Raw genomic sequence first — 23,726 nt, forward strand, 5'->3', positions numbered from 1 at the left:
ATGTACAAAACCTATTTTAATTGGAGTAGTGGTAAAGATTCTTCGCTGGCATTATATTATATAATGCAACAGGATGAATATAATATTTCTACCCTGTTAACTACTGTTAATAAGGATTACGAGCGTGTTTCTATGCATGGTTTACGAGAATCGTTGTTAGATGCTCAAGTAAAAAGTTTAGATCTTCCGATACTTAAAATTAAACTTCCTGCAGATGTTTCTATGGCTTCCTATAATGAAGCCATGAAAAATAATGTAAATGACTTAAAAGCTCAAGGGAATACTCATTGTGTATTTGGCGATATCTTTTTAGAAGATCTTAGACAATACAGAGAAGACCAGCTGAATAGTATCGGGATACAAGGCGTATTTCCTCTTTGGAAACGAAATACTAAGGAATTATTACTAGAATTTATTGATCTAGGCTTTAAAGCAATTACAGTTTGTGTAAATGCAAAATATCTTGATGAGTCATTTTGTGGTAGGATTTTGGATGAATCATTTTTAGAAAATTTACCTGAAAATGTGGACCCTTGTGGAGAAAATGGAGAATTTCATACGTTTGTATTTGACGGTCCAATATTCAATCATCCAATTAATTTTGAAATAGGAGAGAAGGTACTCAGAGGGTATACACCTTCGGATGATGATAATGATAATTGTTTTACGGATGATAAAGATAAAAGTTGGGATACTTCATTTTGGTATTGTGATTTGTTACCAAAATAGGTATGACATAATATCTCATTTTAAAAGATAATGGGGCTTTATCCCCTTTTTTATGAAGATTATTTTGTATAATTTTAAGAGCACACATTTATTCTTAAAATTATGCCGTTAATAGAACCAATCATTTTATCAGATACTGATACATCAGAAGCTACAGCAGTATTTGAGCATTGGCTTACACAGCCAGCTATTTTATGGGTTGTTTTAGGTACTGATTCTATTGCAAAGATGGCTGTTGATAAGGCTGAAGAATTAATAAATTCTAATCAATCTGTTTATCATAGTTCCAGAGTCATACATGCAACAAATCCTTCTTTAATATTAGAAAAGTTAAAAAACTTGACCGTAAATCCTAAACTCAGGACACCTATTAAGTGGGATCGTTTAGATGATTATGTAATACTTTCTATTTCTGTGAATACGGATATGATAGGTGCCATAGTTTTGAAATCCAAATTCCCAAATCAGCCCAGAGGATATATCAACAGAATCCTACGCAAAGCTGCTGCTTGTGATGCAGTTTAATTTTTAATTTAGTACTCATTTAATATAAGATTATGAAAGCCTGTCATAAGATATATAGCATAATCATTGCTTTGTGCATATGTTCATTAGTATCTGCACAAAAGCAAAATGTTATCAAAATCTCTGAAATAGATCAGGATGGGAGATCCCTTGATAATCAAACTGGTGAAATAAAAGAAGAATATTTAAATCCCAAAATTGTAGATATAAATAGTGTCTTAGATATAGCGCTAAATAAAACAATCTTAATTGGAAAAATAGGAGACGATTCCTTATTTCCTGTTGAGCTATCGGATAAAATCACCAAAATCTATACTGCTCTGCAAAATAGGAATAAAAATATGGAGGAGGTGCAAAAGTTAGTAAATACCTATGATTTTGAAAAATTCCTAGATACTCGAAACGATGATGGTAATAAGTATTTTACAAATTTGGGTAATGTTGTTAGAAACATAGATAAAATAACTGAGATAGATGATCGAATTGAAGATATGGCAGATTTTCAGTTTTCGGAAATGGGGCCTTATGCTTCTGTGTATGCTGCAGCAGAAGTGGTTTTAGATGAATTAAAAGAAGAGATAGAAAATATAGCTGATGAAAATGGAGTGCACATACAATTTGGTGGTTGGATTATAGCGAGAGGAAAACAAACTCCATTAAATATTCCTGGGTTTGATAATAATGCTCCGCAAGATCCTTTTGAAGTAGATCGCTGGAGACTTATGCCTACTCCTGAGCAATTGGCAGAATTACAGAAGTTACAAGATCTGGCGATAGAAAATAGAGGAAAAGAAGATGAGATTTTAAAAAGTATTGCTAAGAATCACTTAGATCAATTGAGAAGTGTGTTAGATAAAAAAATGCAGGAGTTACAAAATGAAATTGACGAAGAAATAGAAAGAATCAAACAGATTTCATTGAATATAGCTGATCAAAATCGTTTTAATATTTTAGTAGGTCAAATAGAGGAAGTAGAAAAATCTATTAAGAAAATTATTGATGAACTCAACATTCGTAAAGAATATTATGTAGGTATTGTTTCTGGAGATCAAAACATTAATGTGAATGAATTTTTAGCAAGAATTCAAAGTGACATACAATATTTTAGGGATGAAGGCAAAAAACTTTTAGATCAAATTGATGGAGTAGTTAATTCTATAAATGCAATAGTTGGGAGTTTATCTACTACCATCGCAACACTTAAAACTGAGTTCAATAATTTAAAAGATGAATATACTAGGAGATATATTGAAGTAAAGAATACAATTAATAGTGATATTGAAGAGTTTTTACAAGGAGAGAAACTTGATTTTGCTGCGTTAAAATTTAGTGATGAAGTATTTAAATTTTCCTTAAAAGATTTACCAGAATCTGCATCTTTTGACCTTATTAATTCCGGTGTGCGGGCAGATGGTGATCAATTAGCATTTAAATTGGAAGTAAATTCTAAGAACGGGGTTGTTTATACAGAAAACAGAAGGATGTTTATGTTCAAAGTTTTGCCTCATATAGAGGGGACTGTGGGGGTTATTTTTGCGGACCCATTAGCTAGAACTGAGGTTAAAACGCAATTTCAAATGGCGCCATATTATAATTTAATTCTTAAAGGTTTGTGGGATCAAAAATTCAGAAGAAAGAGTGTAGCTTATAATAGGATTTTTGATTGGGGGATTGGGTTACATATTTCAGCCCCTGATTTTGATGGGGATGATGTCCCGGAACTAGGAGCGGGGATCGTGGTTTCTATTCTTAATGATTACGTGCAATCTGGAGCTGCTATTAACGTGTTTACTGGCGATCCTTACTGGTTCTTTGGTTTACGATTACCAGTGCCTTCATTTAATATTGGTTCTATACCAGGTCCAAATTAATACTGTTTCGAAGAAGATATGAAATATAAAAAAAGCACCTTACTACTTTTAGTAAGGTGCTTTTTTATAAGATGTAAAATAAATTATAAATGTATCACTTCATCATACGCATCAGCTACAGCTTCCATAACAGCTTCGCTCATTGTTGGATGTGGGTGAATTGTTTTTAATACTTCGTGCCCTGTAGTTTCTAGTTTTCTACCTAACACAGCCTCTGCAATCATATCTGTAACTCCAGCACCAATCATATGGCATCCTAACCACTCACCGTATTTTGCATCAAAAATCACTTTAACAAAACCATCTTTAGTTCCTGCAGCACTTGCTTTACCAGAAGCTGAGAACGGAAACTTACCAATTTTAAGTTCGTAACCTGCTTCTTTGGCTTGTTTTTCAGTCATTCCGACACTTGCAATTTCTGGAGATGCATATGTACATCCAGGAATATTACCATAATCGATAGCCTCCACGTTCATTCCTGCTATTTTTTCTACACAAGTAATACCTTCAGCAGAAGCAACATGAGCTAATGCAGGACCATGTACGACATCACCAATAGCATAAACACCTGGGATATTAGTTTGATACCAGTCGTTCACTACAATTTTATCTCTATCTGTAGCGATGCCTAATTCTTCTAGACCTATATTCTCTATATTCGTTTTAATTCCTACAGCCGATAAAACAATATCAGCTTCAAGAATTTCTTCTCCTTTTTTGGTTTTTACGGTAGCTTTTACTCCATCGCCACTTATATCTACACTTTCTACAGAAGAATTAGTCATTACTTTAATTCCAGCTTTTTTAAAGCTTCTTCCGAATTGTTTAGATACCTCTTCATCTTCAAGAGGAACCAGGTTAGGAAGAAATTCTACTATAGTTACTTCTGTTCCCATAGCATTATAAAAGTGTGCAAACTCTACACCAATAGCTCCAGAACCTACCACAATCATTTTCTTTGGTTGAGAATCCAAGGTCATTGCTTCTCTATATCCAATTACTTTTTTACCATCCTGAGGTAAATTAGGTAGTTCTCTGGATCTAGCTCCTGTAGCAACAATAATATGTTTTCCTTCATAATCAGAAGCATTTCCATCTTTATCGGTAACTGTTACTTTGTTATTAGCTTTTAACTTACCGAAACCTTCGATTACGTCAATTTTATTCTTTTTCATTAAGAACTGAACACCTTTGCTCATTCCTTCTGCAACACCACGGCTACGTTTTACAACAGCATCAAAATCTTTATCAAATTTTTCTACAGTCAAACCATAATCAGAAGCATGTTTTAGGTAATCAAATACCTGAGCACTTTTTAATAAGGCTTTTGTTGGGATACACCCCCAATTTAAACAAACACCTCCAAGGCTTTCTTTTTCAATAATAGCAGTTTTAAACCCCAATTGAGAAGCTCTGATAGCAGTAACATAACCACCAGGTCCACTTCCTAATACGATAATATCATATGCGCTCATAAATGTGAATTTTTTGAAGACACGAATTTACGGATAATTCGGTTAACCTAAAAAGGATTTGTAGATTCCATTTTCATAATAATTACTTAATAAAACGCATAAAAAAACACTATCATTAGGATAGTGTTAATTTTTTGAAACATTACTTATTTTTTAGGAGCAATGCTATATATTGTTGAATTATAATGTGTCTTTAGAATTCTAAATTTAAAGCAGATTGTACTGCGTTGAAATCTGATAAATTGATATCCGTATTTTCTGCAAAAGAAGCCGGTACAACTACAATTCTAAATGTTTGGTTATCGGTTAAATTAGCAGGAACTAAACCTGGGTCATTACTTTCTAAAAGTACATCTACATCTCCTGAAGTAAAGTTAAATCTATAAAGTACTGTAATTTCACCGCCACTGCCATCATCTAAAAAAATAGTAGCAGTAGGTAATGGTTCCCATACGTCAAGTCCGTTATCAACACCTTCTAATCGATACACCAATACTACATCCGAATCAAAAATGTTTTCATTAAAAAAGAAGCGATGCCCAAATTCGTTTCCTGGATTAAATGTGGTAGTAAACTCAAAAGTTTGTCCAATTGTATCGAAATCTACATCATCGTCATTTACGCAAGAAGTGAATACAAGAGTCGATAAAAATAAAAGTGTGAAAATCTTTTTCATAATGTGTAATTATTTGTTGTTTTGATATTAAAGGTATACATCAATAAGTGTTCCAAAGTATAAAAATGATACTCGGTTACGATTTGTCAAAACCTATACTTATTGAGTTTACACAGTATCGTTGACCGGTTGTTGTTGGTCCATCATCAAAAATATGACCTAAATGGCTACCGCAATTAGTGCATAAAATTTCTGTTCTTATCATTCCATGTGTAGTATCTTTTAAATACTCTACACTTCCTTCAATTGATTCATCGAAACTTGGCCATCCACACCCAGAGTCAAATTTTGATGTACTTTCGAACAAAGGAACTTGACAAGCCATGCATTTATAAGTTCCATTTTCTGAATGAATATTATATTCCCCTGTAAAAGGACGTTCAGTTCCCTTTTGTCTTAGTATTCTATATTGCTCTTCGGAAAGTTCTTTTTTCCATTCTTCTTCCGTTTTCTGAAAAGGATATTTGCTCATTCTTTAGTTTTTTTTGGTTCAAAAGCCAAAGCATCGCCATTGATACAGTGTCTTTTTCCTGTTGTTTCTCTTGGTCCATCGTTAAATACGTGCCCTAAATGACCTCCACAGGTTGCACATAAAAGTTCAGTTCTTGCATAGCCTAATTTATAATCAGTATCAAGAGATACATTTCCTTTTACAGATCTATCAAAACTAGGCCAACCAGTACCACTGTCAAATTTGTGTTCACTTTCATATAAAGGAGTATTACATCCAGCACAATGAAAAGTTCCTGCAGCGTACATTTTATTTAGAGGACTAGAAAATGGTCTTTCGGTTCCAGCCTGTCTAAGAATATAATATTGTTCGTTTGTAAGAATTTCTTTCCATTCCTTATTTGTTTTAGAAACTGCGTATTCCTTCTTTTCTTTTTGGACTTCTTGTTGTGCATTACCAGTACAACTCATAGTTAAAATACTGATACATACTATTAGGATATTTTTCATTTTCTTCAGATTAATATTTTTATAACTATATAGTCGTATACGAATACAATCAATAACATTAGAATGATTATTCTTTCACAAAATTAATGATCTTACCGATTACAGTTTGATCTCCAAGTATTTTTCTGTGTCCTAATTTCTCGGTCAACAGTAATTCACCATCTTCTAGTTTTTCCATAATCTCAAGAGCCGCATTATAATGAACATCTACATCATTTTTATCGTGAACTACCAATGTTGGTATTTTTACACTTTCAGCAGAAATCGCACCAGAATAGTTGTTAAGATCTTCTCCGTAATGTGCGTCAAAATATTGCTTTATTAATTTACCGGTCTTCTGACTTAACTGTAGATTCTTTACAAAATCTTTAGTTACCTTGGTAATACTATTAGCAGTACCAATGATCACTAGTCTTTTAATTCCTAAACCAAATTTAGTAGCTCTTAATAATGACATTCCTCCCAGTGAATGTCCTACTGCACCATGGAAAGGACCGTGTGTTTTTTCTAATTGATGAATTGCCTCAATAAAATGTGGCATAGTACTTCTTTTACCAGGAGATTCCCCATGTGCCGGAGCATCAAAACTTACGGTGCTATATCCTTTTTCTAATAACTGATCAGCTATCTTAGAAAGTTGAGTGCCGCTGCCAGACCATCCATGTACTAACAAAATCTTCTTGGCTGAGTTCCCGTAATTATAAACAACAATTTCTCTATTTATCTTTTCTATTTTGATGCTTTCTTTCTGACTTTTTATAGCCATACCTCGTTCTCGTTCAGGTCTCGTGTATTTAAACGGAGTTAAGAATATACGGGCTCCAAACCGAGAAGCTAAAAAAGGCGAAATCCAGTTTAATATTTTTCCTGTATACAAAATTGGTTTAGGAATAAGCAGTGCTTGTACAGGTATTAGATCTTTATTAATCTTAGCCATTAGCTAGTCTATCAATTTTAATTTAAAATTAAAAGAACAAACGCAGTTGTAAGAAATATTATGAATAATTAACACTTTTGAGAAGATATGTTTGAATCAAACGAAATATATTTCACAAAATCTTTTATATAAGTTTATAAAGTGTTTAATTTTGTAGCTTATTTTTAATTAGATGCAAATGCGGGTAGAACCCTCTGAAATACAAAAAAAGGAACAAAAAGTACTTTATGATTATCAGGCCAGAGATATAGATAAGATTTTTGGGCGTTTGCAGGAATTTCCTGAAAATTATAATTTATTATATCAGCTCCCAACAGGAGGAGGGAAGACCGTTATTTTTTCTGAAATTGTACGAAGATATATAGAGACCACAAAGAAAAAAGTGATGGTGCTTACGCATCGTATCGAACTTTGTGATCAAACTTCTAAGATGCTTACAGAGTTTGATGTGAAAAATAAGATCATTAACAGTACTGTAAAAAAGTTAGAAGATCAAAATGAATATATGTGTTTCGTAGCGATGGTAGAAACACTTAATAATAGACTTAATGATGATCAATTAGAGATTGATAATGTTGGAATGGTGATTATTGATGAAGCCCATTATAATTCTTTTCGGAAGTTGTTTCGTTTTTTTGATACCTGCTTTATTTTAGGAGTTACTGCGACTCCATTAAGTTCTAATATGAAACTTCCTATGAAGGATAACTATAGGGAGTTAATTGTAGGAGACACGATTTCCTCACTTATCGGGAATGGTTTTTTGGCCAAGCCTGTGACCTATACATATGACGTAGGCCTTGGTTCTCTTAAGATCGGTATGAATGGTGATTATACGGTAAAATCTTCCGAAGATCTGTATACAAATGCATTGATGCAGGATAAGTTGTTGAAAGCCTACGAAGAAAGAACAAAAGGGCAAAAGACCTTGATTTTTAACAATGGAATAAACACTTCCATTCAGGTGTATGATGTTTTTCATAGAGCAGGGTACCCTATAAGGCATTTAGATAATACCAATAGTAAACAAGAAAGAGCAGATATACTTAAATGGTTTAAGTATACTGATAATGCTATTCTTACTTCTGTGAGTATTTTGACTACTGGTTTTGATGAGCCTACTGTAGAGACGGTAATTCTTAACCGAGCTACTAAATCCTTAACACTCTATTTTCAGATGATTGGTAGAGGATCTAGAATACTTCCTAAAAAACCAGAGTTTAATATTATTGACATGGGAAATAATACAGCTCGCTTTGGCCTTTGGAATGGAGAGATGGATTGGCAGTCTATTTTCAAATCGCCGGATTTTTACTATGATAGTCTGGTTAGTGATGATGAGATAGAGCGTAAATTTAAATATGTAATGCCCGATGAAGTAAGAAAAGAATTTAGTAATTCTACAGAAATAGATTTTGATATTGAAACTGAATATACGAATACTAAGAGATATGGTTTGCGTAGTAAAAGTGTTTTAGAAAAATCCATAGAACAGCATGCTAAAATGTGTGTGGAAAATAGTGAAGATGTATTTGACGCACGAATTCTTAGCAAATTGCTAGATCAGGATATAGAGTATAGAGTTCGCAGATATTCATATTGTATTAGTAAAAGCACCAAAAATTATAGAGACTGGTTGCAGGAGGATTATGGAAGAAAACTACGATCCAAAATCAATAAAATGTTTATAGAATAACATTTTATTCTACACTTTTACAATTAATTTTCCTTTGTTTTTGCCAAAAAATAACATATTCAAAGCTTCTGGTAATTTATCAAAACCTTCTATAATAGTTTCATGATATTGTATCAAACCATTTTGAACCCAAGGAATCATTTCTGAAAGCATTTCGTCCATTCTATCGTTATAATCTCTTGCAAGGATCCCTTTTATAGTAGCTCTTTGGTATAATATTTTGTGGAGAAATCGAGGACCCATTTCTGGGGTATCTAAACCTCCCAAATATTGTGAAATCTGCCCACAAATAATAATTCGTGCATTAAGATTGATGTGTTCAAAAACAGCATCAGTAATATATCCACCAACATTATCATAGTATATGTCTATTCCTTCTGGAGATAGTCTTCGTAATTCTTGGTGCATTTCTTTTGCCGTCGGATATTTTTTGTAATTTATTACTTCGTGTGCACCTATGATTTCTTTAAGGAATTTTGTTTTTTCCTCTGATCCGGCGATACCAATAACTTTACAACCTTTAATTTTGGCAATCTGCACTACAACTTGGCCAACCGCTCCAGAAGCACCAGAAACAACAACAGTTTCTCCTTTTTTTGGCAAACCAGTTTCAATGAATCCAAAATATGCAATACGTGCGGGCATGCCTAAAACACCTAAAGCTGTTGTGACTGAAACCTCTTTAGGATCTAGCAAACGAAGGTTGCTAATTTCTGTAATTGCATATTCTTGCCAACCAGTATACGATAATACCCAATCTCCTTTTTTCAGAGTGGTATTACTATCATTAATTCCAACTATTTGACAGACAACAGCTCCTCTTTGAACGGTATTCAATGGATGTGGTTCCTCCCAAGTATTGTTTCTAGATTGTTGGATCCGCATATAAGGATCTATACTAAAATAAGCAGCCTTTAGTATGGCTTGTCCTGATTTTAAATCCGAAATAGTAAGTATATTTTCTTCTAAAGTATAATGGCTTTGATCAACAGATTTCTCAGGTATTTTACTATATATCCATTGTTTATTTTGAATTTTTTTCACTTACTGATATTGTTTATTTTATTATCTAAATTTCTATTTCACCAATTAAATAAGGTACTGAATGCCCACTAAGAAAAACACGATCTCCTTCTAATCTACAATCTATTTCTCCTCTTCGTTTAGATAATTGTTGTGCCTTTAATTTTGTCTTGCCAAGTTTTTCTGCCCAAAAAGGAATCAATGCAGCATGCGCTGAACCAGTGACAGGATCTTCCGTAGGTATATCTGAATTAGCATCAAAAACTCTGGATACAAAATCCGAAGTATTTCCTTCAGAAGTAATTATTGTACATAAATAGGGGAGTCCCTTGAGGAGTTCTAGTTTAGGTTCTTCTGCTAAAATTTCTTCTTCAGAACTAACGGTTATTATTAGATCTCTTCCTGCATAAGCTTTTAGAGGTCTGGATTGGAACGCTTCATATATCTCTTTTGGGATATCAACTGGTTCAGGAGGTCGAGAAGGAAAATCTAGTGTGATAGTACCGTTATCTTCTTTTTTAGCCTTTAGAATACCGCTTTTAGAAGAAAACGTTACCTCAGTAATGGATGTATCTATGTAATTAAAAATAACATAAGCCGATGCTAAGGTAGCGTGACCACATAAATCAATTTCAGCATATGGCATAAACCACCTAATTTCATAAATGTCATCTTTTTTTACAAAATACCCTGTTTCAGCTAGATTGTTTTCTATTGCTATATTTAATAAATTCTGATCATCTAACCAATGCGGTAAATGACAAATGGCAGCTGGGTTTCCTCCAAAGAGTTTCTGGGTGAAAGCATCTATTTGATATATAGGAATCTTCATATGTTTAATAAATTTTTAGAATTTGACCAGTATTATTATTAGTTAGTATATACTCGTATATTTTTATAACATCTTCGATTTCAACAGGAAAATATCCTGCAAATTTTTGGTCTTTCGGAAAATCACCTGCGATGGCTCCAGGAGCCACAGTATTAAGGCGAATACCATTATTTAGCTCTTGAGAAGCGGCATTAACGAAACTATGAATTGCACCATTAACTAAAGAAAGCGCCACAGCATTAGGTTCATAGTGTTCTGCAAGAATACCAGTAGTAAGTGTTATAGAACCGTTCTCTTTTAAATAGTCCTTGGCTATATGTACAAGATTTACTTGTCCCATTAATTTACTATTAATTCCAATGTAATAATCTTCCTCTTTAAGATCAGAAAGTGATTTCCAAGAAGCAGTTCCAGCAGCATTAATAACTGCATCTAATTGTGGTAGTTTTTCAAAAAGAGATTTTATAGAGGCTTTATCTGTTATATCAATAGGGAAGTAGTCACTATTTCTATGTGCTCCATATACTTCATGATTTTTTTTAAGCGAATTGTAAATTTCTTTTCCGATGGTTCCTGTTGAACCAATGACTAATATCTTCATAATTATATATTTAGTTTTGTAAATATGTATGAATAAATTTTTTATAGATTATTTGTTATTTCATTAATATATTGTTGGATTACCTTTTCATTTCTTTTAAAATAGGTCCACTTTCCATGTCTAGTGGGTATCAATAACCCAGCTTTATTCATGGTGGCTAAATAATGAGAAATAGTAGGTTGTGATAAACCTGACTTATCCTGAATAAATTGACCACAAACTCCAAAATCAAAATGACCTAAATCAGAGTGCGGCGGGAAATTCGTAGCTGGATTCTTTAACCACTTCAGTATATCTAATCGAGTAGAATTGGCCAAAGCCTTGTTTATTTCTAATATCTGTTTTTTATCCACGCATCAAATATACATATTTAATTTTGTAAATATGTTATAGTTGATACTTTAGTTTTAAATATTCAGAATATTTGATTAGAATTAATCGTTATGAATTAATACACTAGTGTATTTGTTCAGGTTTTTTAAAACCATTTCACTTCCTTTAACAACAACTTCCAAAGGTTTTTCTCCTTTATAGACAGGTAGTTCAGTAACTCGAGAGAATCGTTTATCAAGACCACGGAGTAAGGATCCTCCTCCTGTCAAAAAAATACCCGTTTTATAGATATCAGCAGAAATCTCTGGAGGAATATTGGATAAAGTATCAAGTACTGAGTTTTCTATTTGAGATATTGATTTATCCAGACTCCTTGCTATTTCTTTATAAGTAATATAAACCTGTTTAGGTTTACCTGTTAGCATATCTCTTCCTTGTACCGGAATTTTTTCTGGGGGTGATACTAATGTATCTATTGCAGAACCAATCTTAATTTTAATATCCTCAGCTGTATTTTCTCCAATGTGTAAGTTGTGTTTTTCTCTTACATATTGACTAATATCGTCATTAAATACGTTTCCCGCGATTTTTACAGATTGACCTGATATAATTCCTCCAAGTGTTATCACAGCTATTTCTGTAGTACCGCCACCAATATCAATTATCATGTGCCCTTTTGGTTGTAATACATCAATACCCGCACCAATAGCTGCGGCCATTGGCTCAGAGATCAAATATACTTTTTTTGCATTAAGACGCCTGGCAGATTCCTTAACAGCCCGCATTTCTACTTTAGTGATTCCACAAGGAATCGCGATAATCATTTTATAGGATTTAATAAAAATAGCATTGCTAAGATCCGATAGTTTTTTGATGAGAATTTTGAGCATCTTTTCTGATAAGTCAAAATTAGCAATGACTCCATTTCTTAATGGATAAAAGGTTTTGATATTTTTATGTATTTTTCCACGCATAGCGCTTGCTTCCTTTCCTACGGCAATTATTTTACCGCTAATTCTGTTAACAGCTATAATAGAAGGAGCATCAATTGCTATTTTACCTTTATGAGTTATGAGTGTGTTGGTTGTGCCTAAATCTACTGCTATTTTTTCGGTTAAAAAGTCAAAAAAGCCCATGGTTGTGAGTTAAGTTAGTATTGATTTGAGTTGTATAAATATTAGTTGATGAAATAGTATTTATACATTTGGGTTGCTAACTCATAATAACTCAGATATACATATAATATTGCAGGTGATTTGTTTTCGCACTGATAATCAGTTGGTTATGTGTTTTATTTATGTTGATTATATAATTATCTTTTTATTTATGTAAAGTTAGAAAGTTGCTCAGGAAAAACTGACAATAACTTCTCTATCACATTATTTTAGAAGTCTTTTGCGTTTTATTTGATGTCTCGTAAAATTTTTGTCGCTAACTATCGTTTTCCAGATAGTTTCTTTTATTTTTGCTGCTAATGATGCGTAAATACATATTTCTGGTAATAGTTCTTTTTACCACCTTGACCTATTCACAAATAGGAGGTAGATATACTTATCAATTCTTGAATTTGGTTTCTTCTCCGAGACAAGCTGCGCTTGGTGGTAAGTATGTAACGGGCTATAATATGGATCCCACTTCTGCAATGCTTAATCCCGCTGCTATTAATATCGATATGGATAACCAATTAGCAGTGAACTATGTGAATTATATTGCAGATGTTAATTATGGATCTGTTTCATATGCTAAAGCTTTTGGAGAAAAGAGACGAGTTTTCCATGCAGGAATTACCTATATTAATTATGGTAATTTTGATGGTTTTGATGAAATTGGAAATGAAACTGGAGATTTTGGTGCTGGTGAAGTAGCAATATCAGTTGGATATGGATATGCAATTCCTAATTCGAATTTCCATGTTGGTGCCAGTGGTAAATTTATCTCATCAAAACTAGAAGAGTACACTTCCTTGGGAGGTGCTTTGGATTTGGGGTTGATTTATCATAATCCAGAGTCAAAATTAGATTTTGGATTTGCAGTTCGTAATTTGGGAACTCAATTTACAACTTATGCAGATGTAAGAGAAGATTTGCCTCTATCTGTAGATATGGGGGTTGCCCAAACACTTAAAAATGTACCAATTCGATGGAATTTGACGTTGGAGAACTTACAAGTTTGGGATGTTGCTTTTAGAAACCCTGCTCGAGATATTACGGATCTTGAGGGTAACGTAGAAGCTGATGATCCTAGTTTTTTGAATAATGCTCTTCGTCATATGGTTGTGGGATTAGAATTTTTTCCAGATAGTGGGTTTAATATTCGTTTAGGGTATAATTTCAGGAGATCTGAAGAATTAAGAATAGTAGATCAACGATCATTTGCAGGTCTTAGCGGTGGATTTTCTCTAAAACTTGGTAAGTTTAAATTTGCATATTCTTATGCTCGTTATAATTCTGCAGCTTCCTCCAGTACTTTTGGTGTTAATGTAAATCTTCAATAGTGGAAAAAAAAGTAATAATAGCAATAGATGGCTATTCTTCTACGGGTAAGAGTACCGTTGCTCGACAATTAGCAAAAAAGTTAGGATATATATATGTTGATACAGGTGCTATGTATCGTGCAGTGACGTTATATGCAATGCAACATAACTTCATTGATCAATCTCACTTTGATAAGGAAGCGCTAGAACAAAGCCTATCTTTAATCAACATAAGGTTTGAAGTTAATTCGGATACAGGTCTTGCCGAAGTAGTGCTTAACAATAAAAATGTAGAAAAAGAAATAAGAACACTCGAGGTTTCTAAATTAGTAAGTCCCGTAGCGGCTATTTCTATGGTTCGAAAAAAATTAGTAGAACAGCAACAGTTAATGGGTAAAGACAGCGGAATTGTAATGGATGGTAGAGATATTGGTACTGTTGTTTTTCCGGATGCCGAATTGAAATTATTTATGACAGCAACTGCAAAAGACAGGGCAGAGCGTAGATATAAAGAGCTTTTGGAAAGAGGAGAAGATGTTACTTATGAAGATGTTCTAAAAAACGTAGTGAATAGAGATCATATAGATAGTACAAGAAAAGACTCTCCTTTGCGCAAAGCAGAAGATGCTATAGAAATTGACAACTCTAATCTTACTCTTGTTGAGCAATTTGAACAAATTCTTGCTATAGCAAAAAAAGTAATTGCGAAATAAGCTAGTAAACACTGAAAGTGTTAGTGATTTTTGTTATTTTTCTTTTTGAATTTATACAATATAATTCGCTATTTTGATAGTAGATATAATTGCCTTTTTCTACTCTAATAATTCGGAACATTCATTATTATTTGTATTGATTGGCTTAAAAAAGACACTTTTTAGAATAGAATATGTTTAAGCTTATAATGGTCAATATAAGAAAATGATATATTGATTTCAGAAGTATTGGTGTAGATAAATAGCGTAAAAACTATTCCGAATCTTTTGATTCCCTAAGTTCATAAAATGTCATTTTTCCTTGTGCCCATTCTATTAACTCTTTTTCGTTGTCTTTCTCTTTAAGTATTAATACTCGTTTAAGAATTAGAACTTTATCTTCGAAGTTATATCTTAAAGGTATTGTTGTATCCGTAAAAGCTTCATAAAGTGGAGCTTCCTTAAGTATTTTATACTCTTTGCCATTATTCATCACCACAGTTTTCTGAGACTCATAAATAATATTGGTTTTGGATAAGACCTGCCCATAGCTAGAAATCCCTATTGTTAAAAAAAATGAAAATAAAATTGACTTCATAATTCCTTATAGATTTGGCGGGGTAAGTTTACGGTAAAACCGCAAAGTTACACATTTTATTGCTTTTGACCAGTAGATTTAAACAAACACTTATATTTTTAATCTTTATATCAAGTGGTTAAAACCTATTTGAAATATTTATAGATAATAAAAAGGCCATCCAAAATAAGTTTTGGATGGCCTTTAGATACTAAGTATGTTTTAAATTTTATCTTATAGATTAGGGATAATTAATTCTTGATCTGGATGAATAACATCAGGATTCTTTAGAATATGAGTGTTCGCAGCAAAAATTTCTTTGTACTTCATTGGATCTTTATAATAGTGCTTCGCTATTTTGCTTAAAGATTCTCCACTTTTTACAGTATGTCTATGATAAACAGAGTTATCCGCTACATCAATATTCGCTTCGATATCAGACGGAGCATCTCCACCAATTTCTTTTATTTTATCCCAAATTTGATTTTTTTCATATTGAGTGTTTGCAGTTCCTTTTACCTTAAGAACTCCATTATCTTCAGATACATCTCCGTTTTGGATATTTAATTCTTGTCCAAGATCCAAAACATCTTGATATTTTGCTTTAACCATAACTAAGTTGATTTTTTAAATTATTAATTAGATTTACTCAAATATAATAATTTATAAAATTGATTTTATATAATTTCCTGATTAAAAAACGTCTTATAATCGATGAAATGCATAATTTATCTATATTCGAATACTTATAATTAAAAGTGACTATGTTTCGAAAACGATTCTACTATCTCATTCAGCTTCAATATTTAGGTTTTAGATATCATGGATGGCAAAAACAGCCAAATGTAAATACTATACAACGGATGGTAGAGAGAACTATTAACTATGTGTTGGAAACAAAAGATTTTAAAGTATTAGCCGCTGGGCGAACAGATGCCAAGGTTTCTTCAAATGAAGCTTATATTGAATTGTTTGTAGATCATACGCCTCTAGAACTAAAAAACTTTTTTGATTTATTTAATCAAAATCTTCCTCAAGACATAAGAGCTATAAGTATACAAGAAACTGATGAAAAGTTTAATATAATTCAGCATCCCAAGATTAAGGAATATATATACTTGTTTTCTTTTGGTAAAAAGTTTCATCCATTTAGTGCTCCTTTTATGTATAATATTACCGAAGAGTTGGATATTGATGTTATGATCAAGGCGGCAAAATTATTCGAAGGGAAACATAATTTTAGATCTTATTGCCATAGACCAAATGAGCATACTATTGTTCACGGTGAAATCAAACAATGCGAGATTGTAAAGAATACAATATATACAGCTAGTTTTTTTCCTGAAGAAAGCTATTTGTTAAGAGTAAAAGGACAAGGCTTTAAAAGAAATCAGATTCGATTGATGATGGGCGTATTGTTGGATTTAGGAAAAGGTAAGGTAGATATTAATTTTATTAAAAAGACATTGAATCCTGATGCAGATGAAATTGTTTTAGAACATATTGTACCAGGTTCTGGATTAATATTAAATGCTGTAGAACTTAAAAAAGAATAATATGAAAGTAGTATCTACCAATATTGGAGAACCTCAGGTAATTTCTTGGAGAGGGAAAGATGTAAAAACAGGTATCTATAAATATCCAGTTAATCAACCAATCTTTCTGGATACGGAGGATGTAAAAGGAGATCATGTGGTTGATAGACGGGTTCATGGTGGTGTAGATAAAGCTTGTTATTTATATGCAGCAGAGCATTATCCGTATTGGAAAGAAAAGTATCCTGATCTTGACTGGAATTATGGAATGTTTGGAGAAAATCTAACAGTTCTTGGACTTGATGAACGAATTATTAAAATTGGCGATATATATCAATTGGGAGATGCCATAGTTCAAGTTTCACAACCAAGACAGCCTTGTTATAAACTGGGAGTGCGTTTCGGAACACAGACAGTTTTAAAACAGTTTATTGAAGCGTTGTTACCAGGTGTTTATCTTAGAGTTTTAACTTCTGGTTTTGTCAAAATGGACGATGTTTTGATTCCTCAAGAGGTGTCAGATGATGGAATATCCATCCGGGATATGTATGTGTTATTGTATGATAAAAACTCACATCTGGAATTAGCTAAAAAGGCACTTGATAATCCTTTTATTACTATAAATAATAAAAAAAGTATATTAAACAGATATGGAAGTTCTATTTCTAGATAATTTATGAGTTTAAAAAAAACAAAAAACCTAATCATTGGTGCTGGACCAGCTGGATTAGCTGTAGCTGGTCGTTTTAGAAAGCAGAATATTCCTTTCGAAATAGTGGAGCAAACCAATAAGATTGCTTGGAGTTGGCATAATCACTATGATCGATTATTATTGCATACAGTAAAAGAACTTTCACATTTACCTCATTTAGAATTCCCTGAAGATTATCCTAGATATGTTCCTAGAGCAAAGCTGGCTCAATATTATGAAACTTATGCGAAGCATTTTGATATCAAACCTCAATTTAATGTGGAAGTGCACTCTATAAAACGAGAAAATGATCATTGGCTAATAAATACCAATAAGCAAAGCTACCAAACAGAAAATGTTATAGTGGCTACTGGAGTGAATAGAGTTCCTTTTTCACCTGTATGGAAGAATCAGGAAAGTTTTAAAGGAGCGTTTGTTCATAGTAGAAATTATAAAAACGCAAAACCTTTTATAGGCAAGAAAGTACTCGTAGTAGGTATGGGTAATACTGGAGCCGAATTGGCGCTGGACTTAAGTGAGCATAATATTGATGTTACGGTTTCTGTGAGAAGCCCTTTACTGATCGTTCCTAGAGATATTAATGGACGTCCAGTACAATTAACCGCCAAGAAATTAGAAAAATTACCTTTTGGGTTAGGAAGATGGATTGGGAAGCAGGTAAGAAGGATTGTTATAGGTGATCTTTCTAAGTATGGAATTTCAATTTCTAAAAAAGATCCTATTGATCACTTAAAACAAACGGGAAAGACTCCTGTAATAGACCTTGGAACCGTGAAACAGATTAAATCAGGTAATATTAAAATTGTTGGTGATATAGACTCATTTTATGAGAATAAGGTTCAATTAAAAGAAGGAATAGGGTTAGTAGTAGATACTATAATACTTGCTACGGGATATCGTGCTAAAGTAGAACAGTTTATCGAGAATACAAATGGATTATTGGATCCGTATGGCGTTCCTAAAAGAGTCATTGGAGAAGGAGAACATAAGGGACTATTTTTTGTCGGTTTTGATAATTACAAACTAGGAGGAATATTAGGGACCATAGTTAATGATTCTAAAACTATTGTCGATGAGATTTTTAAGAGATATAGATAACTTCACGGTTTACCGTGTATTAGATGTATCATTATTATACGAAGTTTGTCATATGTTTTTCAAATTTACTATATACATATTCATAATAATTATGCTCTTTATTTCATGTCAGTCAAGAACAGAAATGAAAAAAGAATCCCCTAAGTCCGATTCGATAACTCAACTGAAATCGGAAAATAAAGATATAATTCCAAACGAAAAAGATACATTAGAAATATTTCAAAATCAATCAAATCAAGAGTCTGAATCATCAAAAATAAATGAAAATGAGAGTTTTACAGAATTTTTTTTTGATAATGAGCATCTGTATTCGAGTACATTCATATCTAAACTTAGATCAGCCAAAAGAATGAAAAAGATTGAATTTACTGAAGATGTAATGATTTTAAATGAAGAAGATACGGTTCAGTTCCCGGAGTTTCCGAAGATAGATAAGAGAAGCGTACTTACAGGTAGAAAAGATGATTTAGCAATTGCTTTAACCATTAAAAGAATAAATTATACATCTATAGAATATAGAATTGAAATGGTAGAATTTGGTAAATCAAATAAAATGGAAAATGGAATTGCAGATTTAGGAATATATTTTTTTCTTGGAAGTGAATCTGATACAGATCAGCGTTCAAATGTAGGATATTTTTCAACAGAATATTCAAATTATAAAGATTCCTGCTACACGAAAATAAGAATTGGAAATATAGATGATTCTCCGGAAAAACCGCTTCTAGCAAAAATTGTTAAAAATTGTAATGGCGAAATTAAGAACATAGACTTGGATAATTTTCCAAATTTAAGAGAGAAGTAAAATGAAAGATAAATATTTAATCATCATGCTTCTTTTCATTGGATACCAATCATTAGCTCAGGAAACCTTTCGGCCATTTATCGATCAATATGGAGATAACCTAGTTTGGGATAATTTTCCAGCTATTTCTGAAGATGGTTCACATTATCTGATTATCTACAATGAATATTCCTGTTGCATAGATTTAGGATTTACCTTGAAAAAAATACACTCTAAAGATGGGAAAGTTTTAAGTGAAATTAATTTATCACCAAGCGAGGAAGCGCCTGATTTTATGGTTGAAAAACAAAAAACTATTTATAGAAATGTAAAACAACTTTTGGCAAGCAATGATTATCAAACATTAAAAGAAGTTGGGGGATTCAAACAAATTTCAGATGATAGTATCTATCTTGAAATTGGTATAGAAAACCAAGTGTATAAAAGTGAAAAATTTATCATATCTCAATTACCTTCTAATGGTTTTTGTTGTAACGGAGGCACTGATATAAAGGAAGATTGTCTACTAGATCAAACGATTATAAATGTTTCATTATCCATTAAACATCATATGTTATTGATCGTAACCGGGTTGGCGCAAGTTGCAGATGGTTGTGATCAAGGTCCCTTTTATCAGATGATTCCTATTGCTAAGGAGTAACTATTTGTTATTATCTAAAACAGCTAAAGCCAGTTTTATAGTATTGTAATCCATTGCCTGTTCAAAATGTTCGAAATATGGTTTTAGTGTATCAGGATTATCTAGCGTTTCTTTTGCATCTTTTACAGCATTAATATCTTCTTTACTTACAAATTGTTTTAAATCAATATCTTCTCCATCATTATGTAACTTCATAATATGAGAAAAAACAGTTGACTGTGCTAGTTTTCTTTCTTGTGAAATTTCTTCTATTGATAATCCTTGCTTATATAAATTCAGGGTTTCTTTATAAGAATTACCCTTGTTTTTGTTGGTTTTTTTCTTCTTTTTGGTTTTTTCTGTAGAAAAATCAATAATAGCTTTGATAAACTTATATCCGTAATTTTGCATTTTTACTTTCCCTACACCACTAATTTGCATAAATTCTTCATCACTCATCGGTCTGGATTTTTCCATTTCTTTTAGGGATGCATCATTAAAAATCTGATATGCAGGAATACCGGCTTCTTTTGCTAGTTCTAATCGTAGTTCTCTTAGTTTATCGAATAGGCTAGTTGTTTTGGTTTTTGTAAGTTGTTGGGTGGCTACTTCTTTAATTTTTTCAAATTCCGCCAGATTTGCAAGACTCACCGTTTCACTTTCAAAAAGCACTTTTTTAGAAAGTGCCGTCAGTTTAAGCTTATTATTTTGATGAAAGGCAATTTCCAGATACCCTTGATTAATCAGTTGAATAATATATTGTTGCCAATCTCGCCAAGAAATATCATTAGCAATGCCATACGTTTTTAGGCTTTGATATCCTTTATCCAATACGATTGCATTTTGAGCGCCTCTAAGCACGTCTATTACAGTTCCTATCGGCTCTTCTTCTTTTATTCTAGCAACTGTTGATAATGCTTTTTGAGCAATAATGGTTCCATCTATAAAACTAGGAGGATTTTTACATACATCACAATTACCGCAATCTTCTTCAATTAATTCTCCAAAATAGCTAAGTAATATTTTTCTTCTGCAACTAAGAGAATCTGCATACTGCTTCATTCTGTCTAGCTTTGCCATTTGGACTTCTTGATTACCAGACATATTTGCAAACTTTTGTAATTGTACTACATCAGCATAACTGTGAAAAAGTACCGTAGCAGAAGGTAATCCGTCACGGCCAGCTCTTCCGATTTCCTGATAATATCCTTCAATATTTTTAGGTAAATTATAATGAATTACCCAACGTACATTAGATTTGTCTATTCCCATACCAAAAGCAATAGTGGCACAGACAATCTGTACAGTGTCATTAATAAATCCCTCTTGTACCGCGGATCTTTTTTGATGATCTATACCCGCGTGATACGCTTCAGCAATAAAACCTTGGCTTTGTAGTTTTTCTGCCAGCATTTCGGTAGTTTTTCTACTTAAACAATAGATAATACCAACATCATTTGGTTTATCTTCAAGAAAAGCCATAATCTGTTCGATTCTTTTATTTCCAGGACGAACTTCTAAACTAAGGTTTTTACGATCAAAAGAAGCTAAAAATTGTTTTGCACTCGATATGTTTAGTTGATTACAAATATCTTGTCGAGTGGCCTTATCAGCAGTAGCTGTTAATGCTATTACTGGGCTATCAGGAAACTTGTTTTTCAGATAGCCTAATTGCGTATAAGCTGGTCGGAAATCATGTCCCCAAGCCGAAATACAATGTGCCTCATCAATAGCAATTAAGCTGATTGTAATTTGAGAAAGTATAGTATCCAGAAAACTTAAACTCTCAGGAGCTACATACAGTAGTTTAATATCTTTATCTAAAAGTTTTTGATAAATTTCCTGTTGTTCATTTTCATTTTGACTACTATTTACAAAAGCAGCTTGTATACCATTAGCTAATAATCCATCTACTTGATCTTTCATCAGAGCAATTAGTGGGGAAATCACCAAAGTAATACCAGGAAGTAATAGAGCTGGCAATTGGAAACAAATAGATTTTCCGCCTCCAGTGGGCATAATAACCATATTGTCATTGCCTTCAAAGATAGAGTTAACGATCTCTTCTTGTAAAGGGCGAAAGCTGTCGTACCCAAAATATTCCTTTAATGTGCATAAGATTTGTTCTTGTTCTGGCATAAATGCAAAGAAAGGAAAAAGGTTTCAAAAAATAAATGATGTAACCAGTGCTTATTAACTTCTTTTTATTTTTTTCATCCTTACAGGTAAACCATCTTTTGGAACTTGTAACGGAACAGGTTGTACAGGCATTTCATATGCTTGATCTACAGACCATTCATGAGACAGTAATAGAGTGCTAATTACATATTTTATCTGCATTTCTGCAAAAGAAAAACCGATACAGTAATGAGCACCTGCTCCAAATGGAGTATAGGTATAAGGGCATTTAGTGTGTTCACTTCTTTCTTTTGAAAATCGTTCGGGGTCAAAGCTGTTCGGACAAGACCATACGTTTGGATTGTGATGATTTTGCTCAATATCAACCGATACATGTGTGTTTTTAGGAATGCTATATTCTTTATAATTAAGATCCTTAGTAGCTACTCTCCCTACAGATGTAAGTGGAGGAAAACGCCTTAGTGTTTCTTTTAGTGCTAATCCAAATTGTTCTAATTTTCTAAGATCTTTTGCCGTAAAATCATCACCATGCTCTTTATAAAAATCAATAGCTTCTGTTCTTAATTTATCCTGCCAATCTGGGTGTTTTGCAAGGAAATAACAAAAACTAGTCTGTGTACTGGCTGTAGTGTCGTGTGCGGCCATTAAAATAAATATCAGATGATCAATGATTTGTTCATCGTTTAATGATTCACCGTCTTCATTTTTGGCAGTTGCCAGAATACTAAAAAGATCTTTTTTTGGATTATTTTTTCTTTCTGGCAATAAATCTTTGAAGAATGCTACTAAGTATTTTCGAGCTTTGATTCCTTTAGTATATGGGGTAAAAGGTAGTTTAATGGGTAGGGCAGAGCTAGCATCAACAATATCGGTTATGGCTTTATTAATCTTAGTAAACTGTTGGTTCTTATCAATCCCAAAAAAAACTTCTAAAGCAATCTCTAATGTGAATTCTTTTAATAATGGAAACATTTTAGGATGAGGATCGTTCCATTTTTTAATATGATTTGGAACAATATTTTTCATCATATCTAAATATCCTTCCATAGGTTTTTTCTTAAAAGCTTCCGCAATAATGGAACGATGATGTTTATGTTTTTTGCCATCCATTAACATCAAGCCATTCGGAAATAAGTCCTTTAATAACAAATCCCACGCTTCTTTACTATTAAAATCTTTGTCGTGTTCTACTAAAGTGTAACGAGCAGAATCTTTATCATGGAGCGTGCAAATCTCTCTATTTAAGATCCTAACTTTATAAATATCCCCATATTTTTTTAACTTTTTTTGTTTAAACCTATGATAGTTCTTAAAAAAAGCCATTAAATCTCCCCAAGGCAATAAAGATGAAGTTTTGCCAGGGATTTCTGATAAGTCGGGGTTTTTCATGAAATTGGATTTGTGAGATTTTCTTATAA

General features: G+C 32.7%; 25 protein-coding genes. 11 read left to right on the forward strand and 14 right to left on the reverse strand.

What is annotated here, in order from left to right; all coding sequences use genetic code 11:
• The 3 genes from Q0975_RS10240 to Q0975_RS10250 all read left to right on the forward strand — a co-directional run bounded on the left by Q0975_RS10240 (nt 1) and on the right by Q0975_RS10250 (nt 3,125).
• Nucleotides 1–729 (forward strand): diphthine--ammonia ligase, encoded by a 729-nt coding sequence (locus Q0975_RS10240; protein WP_299436048.1) that lies wholly within the window; start codon nt 1–3, stop codon nt 727–729.
• Between the two features lie 102 nt (nt 730–831).
• Nucleotides 832–1,254, forward strand: coding sequence for a hypothetical protein (locus Q0975_RS10245; protein WP_299436052.1), 423 nt, complete (start codon nt 832–834; stop codon nt 1,252–1,254).
• A gap of 32 nt (nt 1,255–1,286) precedes the next feature.
• Nucleotides 1,287–3,125, forward strand: a complete 1,839-nt coding sequence (locus tag Q0975_RS10250) for a hypothetical protein (protein ID WP_299436055.1) — start codon at nt 1,287–1,289, stop codon at nt 3,123–3,125.
• Nucleotides 3,126–3,208: 83 nt separating this feature from the next.
• Here Q0975_RS10250 and lpdA read toward each other — a convergent pair whose 3' ends face one another.
• The 5 genes from lpdA to Q0975_RS10275 all read right to left on the reverse strand — a co-directional run bounded on the left by lpdA (nt 3,209) and on the right by Q0975_RS10275 (nt 7,173).
• Nucleotides 3,209–4,600: a dihydrolipoyl dehydrogenase gene (gene lpdA / locus Q0975_RS10255; protein ID WP_299436057.1), complete on the reverse strand. Its 1,392-nt coding sequence runs from the start codon at nt 4,598–4,600 to the stop codon at nt 3,209–3,211.
• Nucleotides 4,601–4,793: 193 nt separating this feature from the next.
• Nucleotides 4,794–5,276, reverse strand: coding sequence for a hypothetical protein (locus Q0975_RS10260; protein WP_299436060.1), 483 nt, complete (start codon nt 5,274–5,276; stop codon nt 4,794–4,796).
• Nucleotides 5,277–5,352: 76 nt separating this feature from the next.
• On the reverse strand, nt 5,353–5,748 hold the full coding sequence (gene msrB, locus Q0975_RS10265) for a peptide-methionine (R)-S-oxide reductase MsrB (protein ID WP_299436063.1): 396 nt from the start codon (nt 5,746–5,748) through the stop codon (nt 5,353–5,355).
• Nucleotides 5,745–6,236 (reverse strand): peptide-methionine (R)-S-oxide reductase MsrB, encoded by a 492-nt coding sequence (gene msrB / locus Q0975_RS10270; protein ID WP_299436066.1) that lies wholly within the window; start codon nt 6,234–6,236, stop codon nt 5,745–5,747. Before msrB (Q0975_RS10270) ends, msrB (Q0975_RS10265) begins: the two co-directional genes overlap by 4 nt.
• A gap of 67 nt (nt 6,237–6,303) precedes the next feature.
• Entirely contained in the window at nt 6,304–7,173 is an 870-nt protein-coding gene (locus Q0975_RS10275; RefSeq protein WP_299436069.1) for an alpha/beta fold hydrolase, read from the reverse strand.
• A gap of 178 nt (nt 7,174–7,351) precedes the next feature.
• On the opposite strand from Q0975_RS10275, the gene Q0975_RS10280 reads away from it, so the two are divergent.
• The gene (locus Q0975_RS10280) at nt 7,352–8,869 is read left to right on the forward strand and encodes a DEAD/DEAH box helicase family protein (RefSeq protein ID WP_299436072.1); all 1,518 of its coding nucleotides are present in this window, start codon (nt 7,352–7,354) and stop codon (nt 8,867–8,869) included.
• Nucleotides 8,870–8,878: 9 nt separating this feature from the next.
• Here the strand turns inward: Q0975_RS10280 and Q0975_RS10285 are convergent, their stop codons facing one another.
• The 5 genes from Q0975_RS10285 to Q0975_RS10305 all read right to left on the reverse strand — a co-directional run bounded on the left by Q0975_RS10285 (nt 8,879) and on the right by Q0975_RS10305 (nt 12,794).
• Nucleotides 8,879–9,913 (reverse strand): NADP-dependent oxidoreductase, encoded by a 1,035-nt coding sequence (locus Q0975_RS10285; protein ID WP_299436074.1) that lies wholly within the window; start codon nt 9,911–9,913, stop codon nt 8,879–8,881.
• 25 nt (nt 9,914–9,938) lie between these two features.
• Complete coding sequence (locus Q0975_RS10290) at nt 9,939–10,724, reverse strand: PhzF family phenazine biosynthesis protein (RefSeq protein WP_299436077.1); 786 nt, start codon at nt 10,722–10,724, stop codon at nt 9,939–9,941.
• Between the two features lie 4 nt (nt 10,725–10,728).
• A complete protein-coding gene (locus Q0975_RS10295; RefSeq protein WP_299436080.1) occupies nt 10,729–11,325 on the reverse strand; it encodes a short chain dehydrogenase in 597 nt (198 codons plus the stop codon).
• Between the two features lie 41 nt (nt 11,326–11,366).
• Nucleotides 11,367–11,678, reverse strand: a complete 312-nt coding sequence (locus Q0975_RS10300; protein ID WP_299436083.1) for a helix-turn-helix transcriptional regulator — start codon at nt 11,676–11,678, stop codon at nt 11,367–11,369.
• A gap of 81 nt (nt 11,679–11,759) precedes the next feature.
• A complete protein-coding gene (locus Q0975_RS10305; protein ID WP_299436086.1) occupies nt 11,760–12,794 on the reverse strand; it encodes a rod shape-determining protein in 1,035 nt (344 codons plus the stop codon).
• Nucleotides 12,795–13,132: 338 nt separating this feature from the next.
• On the opposite strand from Q0975_RS10305, the gene porQ reads away from it, so the two are divergent.
• Together porQ and cmk are read left to right on the forward strand one after the other, a co-directional pair.
• Nucleotides 13,133–14,152: a type IX secretion system protein PorQ gene (gene porQ / locus Q0975_RS10310; protein ID WP_299436089.1), complete on the forward strand. Its 1,020-nt coding sequence runs from the start codon at nt 13,133–13,135 to the stop codon at nt 14,150–14,152.
• A complete protein-coding gene (gene cmk / locus Q0975_RS10315; RefSeq protein ID WP_299436092.1) occupies nt 14,152–14,844 on the forward strand; it encodes a (d)CMP kinase in 693 nt (230 codons plus the stop codon). Before porQ ends, cmk begins: the two co-directional genes overlap by 1 nt.
• A 253-nt stretch (nt 14,845–15,097) precedes the next feature.
• On the opposite strand, the gene Q0975_RS10320 is transcribed toward cmk, so the two are convergent.
• Nucleotides 15,098–15,421, reverse strand: a complete 324-nt coding sequence (locus Q0975_RS10320; protein WP_299436095.1) for a hypothetical protein — start codon at nt 15,419–15,421, stop codon at nt 15,098–15,100.
• 213 nt (nt 15,422–15,634) lie between these two features.
• The gene (locus Q0975_RS10325) at nt 15,635–16,012 is read right to left on the reverse strand and encodes a LysM peptidoglycan-binding domain-containing protein (RefSeq protein ID WP_299436098.1); all 378 of its coding nucleotides are present in this window, start codon (nt 16,010–16,012) and stop codon (nt 15,635–15,637) included.
• 152 nt (nt 16,013–16,164) lie between these two features.
• Here Q0975_RS10325 and Q0975_RS10330 point away from each other — a divergent pair, with 152 nt between their 5' ends.
• From Q0975_RS10330 to Q0975_RS10350, 5 genes are read left to right on the forward strand one after another with little or no spacing between them, the layout of a single operon-like run.
• Nucleotides 16,165–16,956 carry a tRNA pseudouridine(38-40) synthase TruA gene (locus Q0975_RS10330; RefSeq protein WP_299436101.1) on the forward strand — a complete coding sequence of 264 codons (792 nt, stop codon included), beginning with the start codon at nt 16,165–16,167 and terminating at the stop codon, nt 16,954–16,956.
• 1 nt (nt 16,957) lies between these two features.
• Complete coding sequence (locus Q0975_RS10335) at nt 16,958–17,608, forward strand: MOSC domain-containing protein (protein WP_299436104.1); 651 nt, start codon at nt 16,958–16,960, stop codon at nt 17,606–17,608.
• Nucleotides 17,609–17,611: 3 nt separating this feature from the next.
• Nucleotides 17,612–18,745 (forward strand): NAD(P)/FAD-dependent oxidoreductase, encoded by a 1,134-nt coding sequence (locus Q0975_RS10340; protein WP_299436106.1) that lies wholly within the window; start codon nt 17,612–17,614, stop codon nt 18,743–18,745.
• Nucleotides 18,720–19,550, forward strand: a complete 831-nt coding sequence (locus tag Q0975_RS10345) for a hypothetical protein (protein ID WP_299436109.1) — start codon at nt 18,720–18,722, stop codon at nt 19,548–19,550. The genes Q0975_RS10340 and Q0975_RS10345 overlap by 26 nt, the downstream gene beginning before the upstream one ends.
• A gap of 25 nt (nt 19,551–19,575) precedes the next feature.
• A complete protein-coding gene (locus tag Q0975_RS10350; RefSeq protein WP_299436112.1) occupies nt 19,576–20,190 on the forward strand; it encodes a hypothetical protein in 615 nt (204 codons plus the stop codon).
• Here Q0975_RS10350 and recQ read toward each other — a convergent pair whose 3' ends face one another.
• Both recQ and Q0975_RS10360 read right to left on the reverse strand, forming a co-directional pair.
• On the reverse strand, nt 20,191–22,308 hold the full coding sequence (recQ, locus tag Q0975_RS10355; RefSeq protein WP_299436114.1) for a DNA helicase RecQ: 2,118 nt from the start codon (nt 22,306–22,308) through the stop codon (nt 20,191–20,193).
• 54 nt (nt 22,309–22,362) lie between these two features.
• A complete protein-coding gene (locus tag Q0975_RS10360) occupies nt 22,363–23,697 on the reverse strand; it encodes a cytochrome P450 (RefSeq protein WP_299436116.1) in 1,335 nt (444 codons plus the stop codon).
• Nucleotides 23,698–23,726: the final 29 nt, after the last annotated feature.

Origin of the sequence: uncultured Aquimarina sp. (assembly GCF_947500065.1) — a bacterium.
Lineage (GTDB): Bacteria > Bacteroidota > Bacteroidia > Flavobacteriales > Flavobacteriaceae > Aquimarina.

Bases quoted from the DNA above. Each gene is read 5' to 3' on its own strand.
- Q0975_RS10250 (WP_299436055.1), top strand. From the start codon at position 1,287: ATGAAAGCCTGTCATAAGATATATAGCATAATCATTGCTTTGTGCATA.
- Q0975_RS10240 (WP_299436048.1), top strand. From the start codon at position 1: ATGTACAAAACCTATTTTAATTGGAGTAGTGGTAAAGATTCTTCGCTG.
- Q0975_RS10260 (WP_299436060.1), bottom strand. From the start codon at position 5,276: ATGAAAAAGATTTTCACACTTTTATTTTTATCGACTCTTGTATTCACT.
- Q0975_RS10345 (WP_299436109.1), top strand. From the start codon at position 18,720: ATGAGATTTTTAAGAGATATAGATAACTTCACGGTTTACCGTGTATTA.
- msrB (WP_299436066.1), bottom strand. From the start codon at position 6,236: ATGAAAAATATCCTAATAGTATGTATCAGTATTTTAACTATGAGTTGT.
- Q0975_RS10350 (WP_299436112.1), top strand. From the start codon at position 19,576: ATGCTTCTTTTCATTGGATACCAATCATTAGCTCAGGAAACCTTTCGG.
- Q0975_RS10295 (WP_299436080.1), bottom strand. From the start codon at position 11,325: ATGAAGATATTAGTCATTGGTTCAACAGGAACCATCGGAAAAGAAATT.
- Q0975_RS10360 (WP_299436116.1), bottom strand. From the start codon at position 23,697: ATGAAAAACCCCGACTTATCAGAAATCCCTGGCAAAACTTCATCTTTA.
- Q0975_RS10280 (WP_299436072.1), top strand. From the start codon at position 7,352: ATGCGGGTAGAACCCTCTGAAATACAAAAAAAGGAACAAAAAGTACTT.
- Q0975_RS10325 (WP_299436098.1), bottom strand. From the start codon at position 16,012: ATGGTTAAAGCAAAATATCAAGATGTTTTGGATCTTGGACAAGAATTA.
- Q0975_RS10335 (WP_299436104.1), top strand. From the start codon at position 16,958: ATGAAAGTAGTATCTACCAATATTGGAGAACCTCAGGTAATTTCTTGG.
- Q0975_RS10305 (WP_299436086.1), bottom strand. From the start codon at position 12,794: ATGGGCTTTTTTGACTTTTTAACCGAAAAAATAGCAGTAGATTTAGGC.
- Q0975_RS10290 (WP_299436077.1), bottom strand. From the start codon at position 10,724: ATGAAGATTCCTATATATCAAATAGATGCTTTCACCCAGAAACTCTTT.
- porQ (WP_299436089.1), top strand. From the start codon at position 13,133: ATGATGCGTAAATACATATTTCTGGTAATAGTTCTTTTTACCACCTTG.
- Q0975_RS10275 (WP_299436069.1), bottom strand. From the start codon at position 7,173: ATGGCTAAGATTAATAAAGATCTAATACCTGTACAAGCACTGCTTATT.
- Q0975_RS10330 (WP_299436101.1), top strand. From the start codon at position 16,165: ATGTTTCGAAAACGATTCTACTATCTCATTCAGCTTCAATATTTAGGT.
- msrB (WP_299436063.1), bottom strand. From the start codon at position 5,748: ATGAGCAAATATCCTTTTCAGAAAACGGAAGAAGAATGGAAAAAAGAA.
- Q0975_RS10320 (WP_299436095.1), bottom strand. From the start codon at position 15,421: ATGAAGTCAATTTTATTTTCATTTTTTTTAACAATAGGGATTTCTAGC.
- Q0975_RS10340 (WP_299436106.1), top strand. From the start codon at position 17,612: ATGAGTTTAAAAAAAACAAAAAACCTAATCATTGGTGCTGGACCAGCT.
- Q0975_RS10245 (WP_299436052.1), top strand. From the start codon at position 832: ATGCCGTTAATAGAACCAATCATTTTATCAGATACTGATACATCAGAA.
- lpdA (WP_299436057.1), bottom strand. From the start codon at position 4,600: ATGAGCGCATATGATATTATCGTATTAGGAAGTGGACCTGGTGGTTAT.
- recQ (WP_299436114.1), bottom strand. From the start codon at position 22,308: ATGCCAGAACAAGAACAAATCTTATGCACATTAAAGGAATATTTTGGG.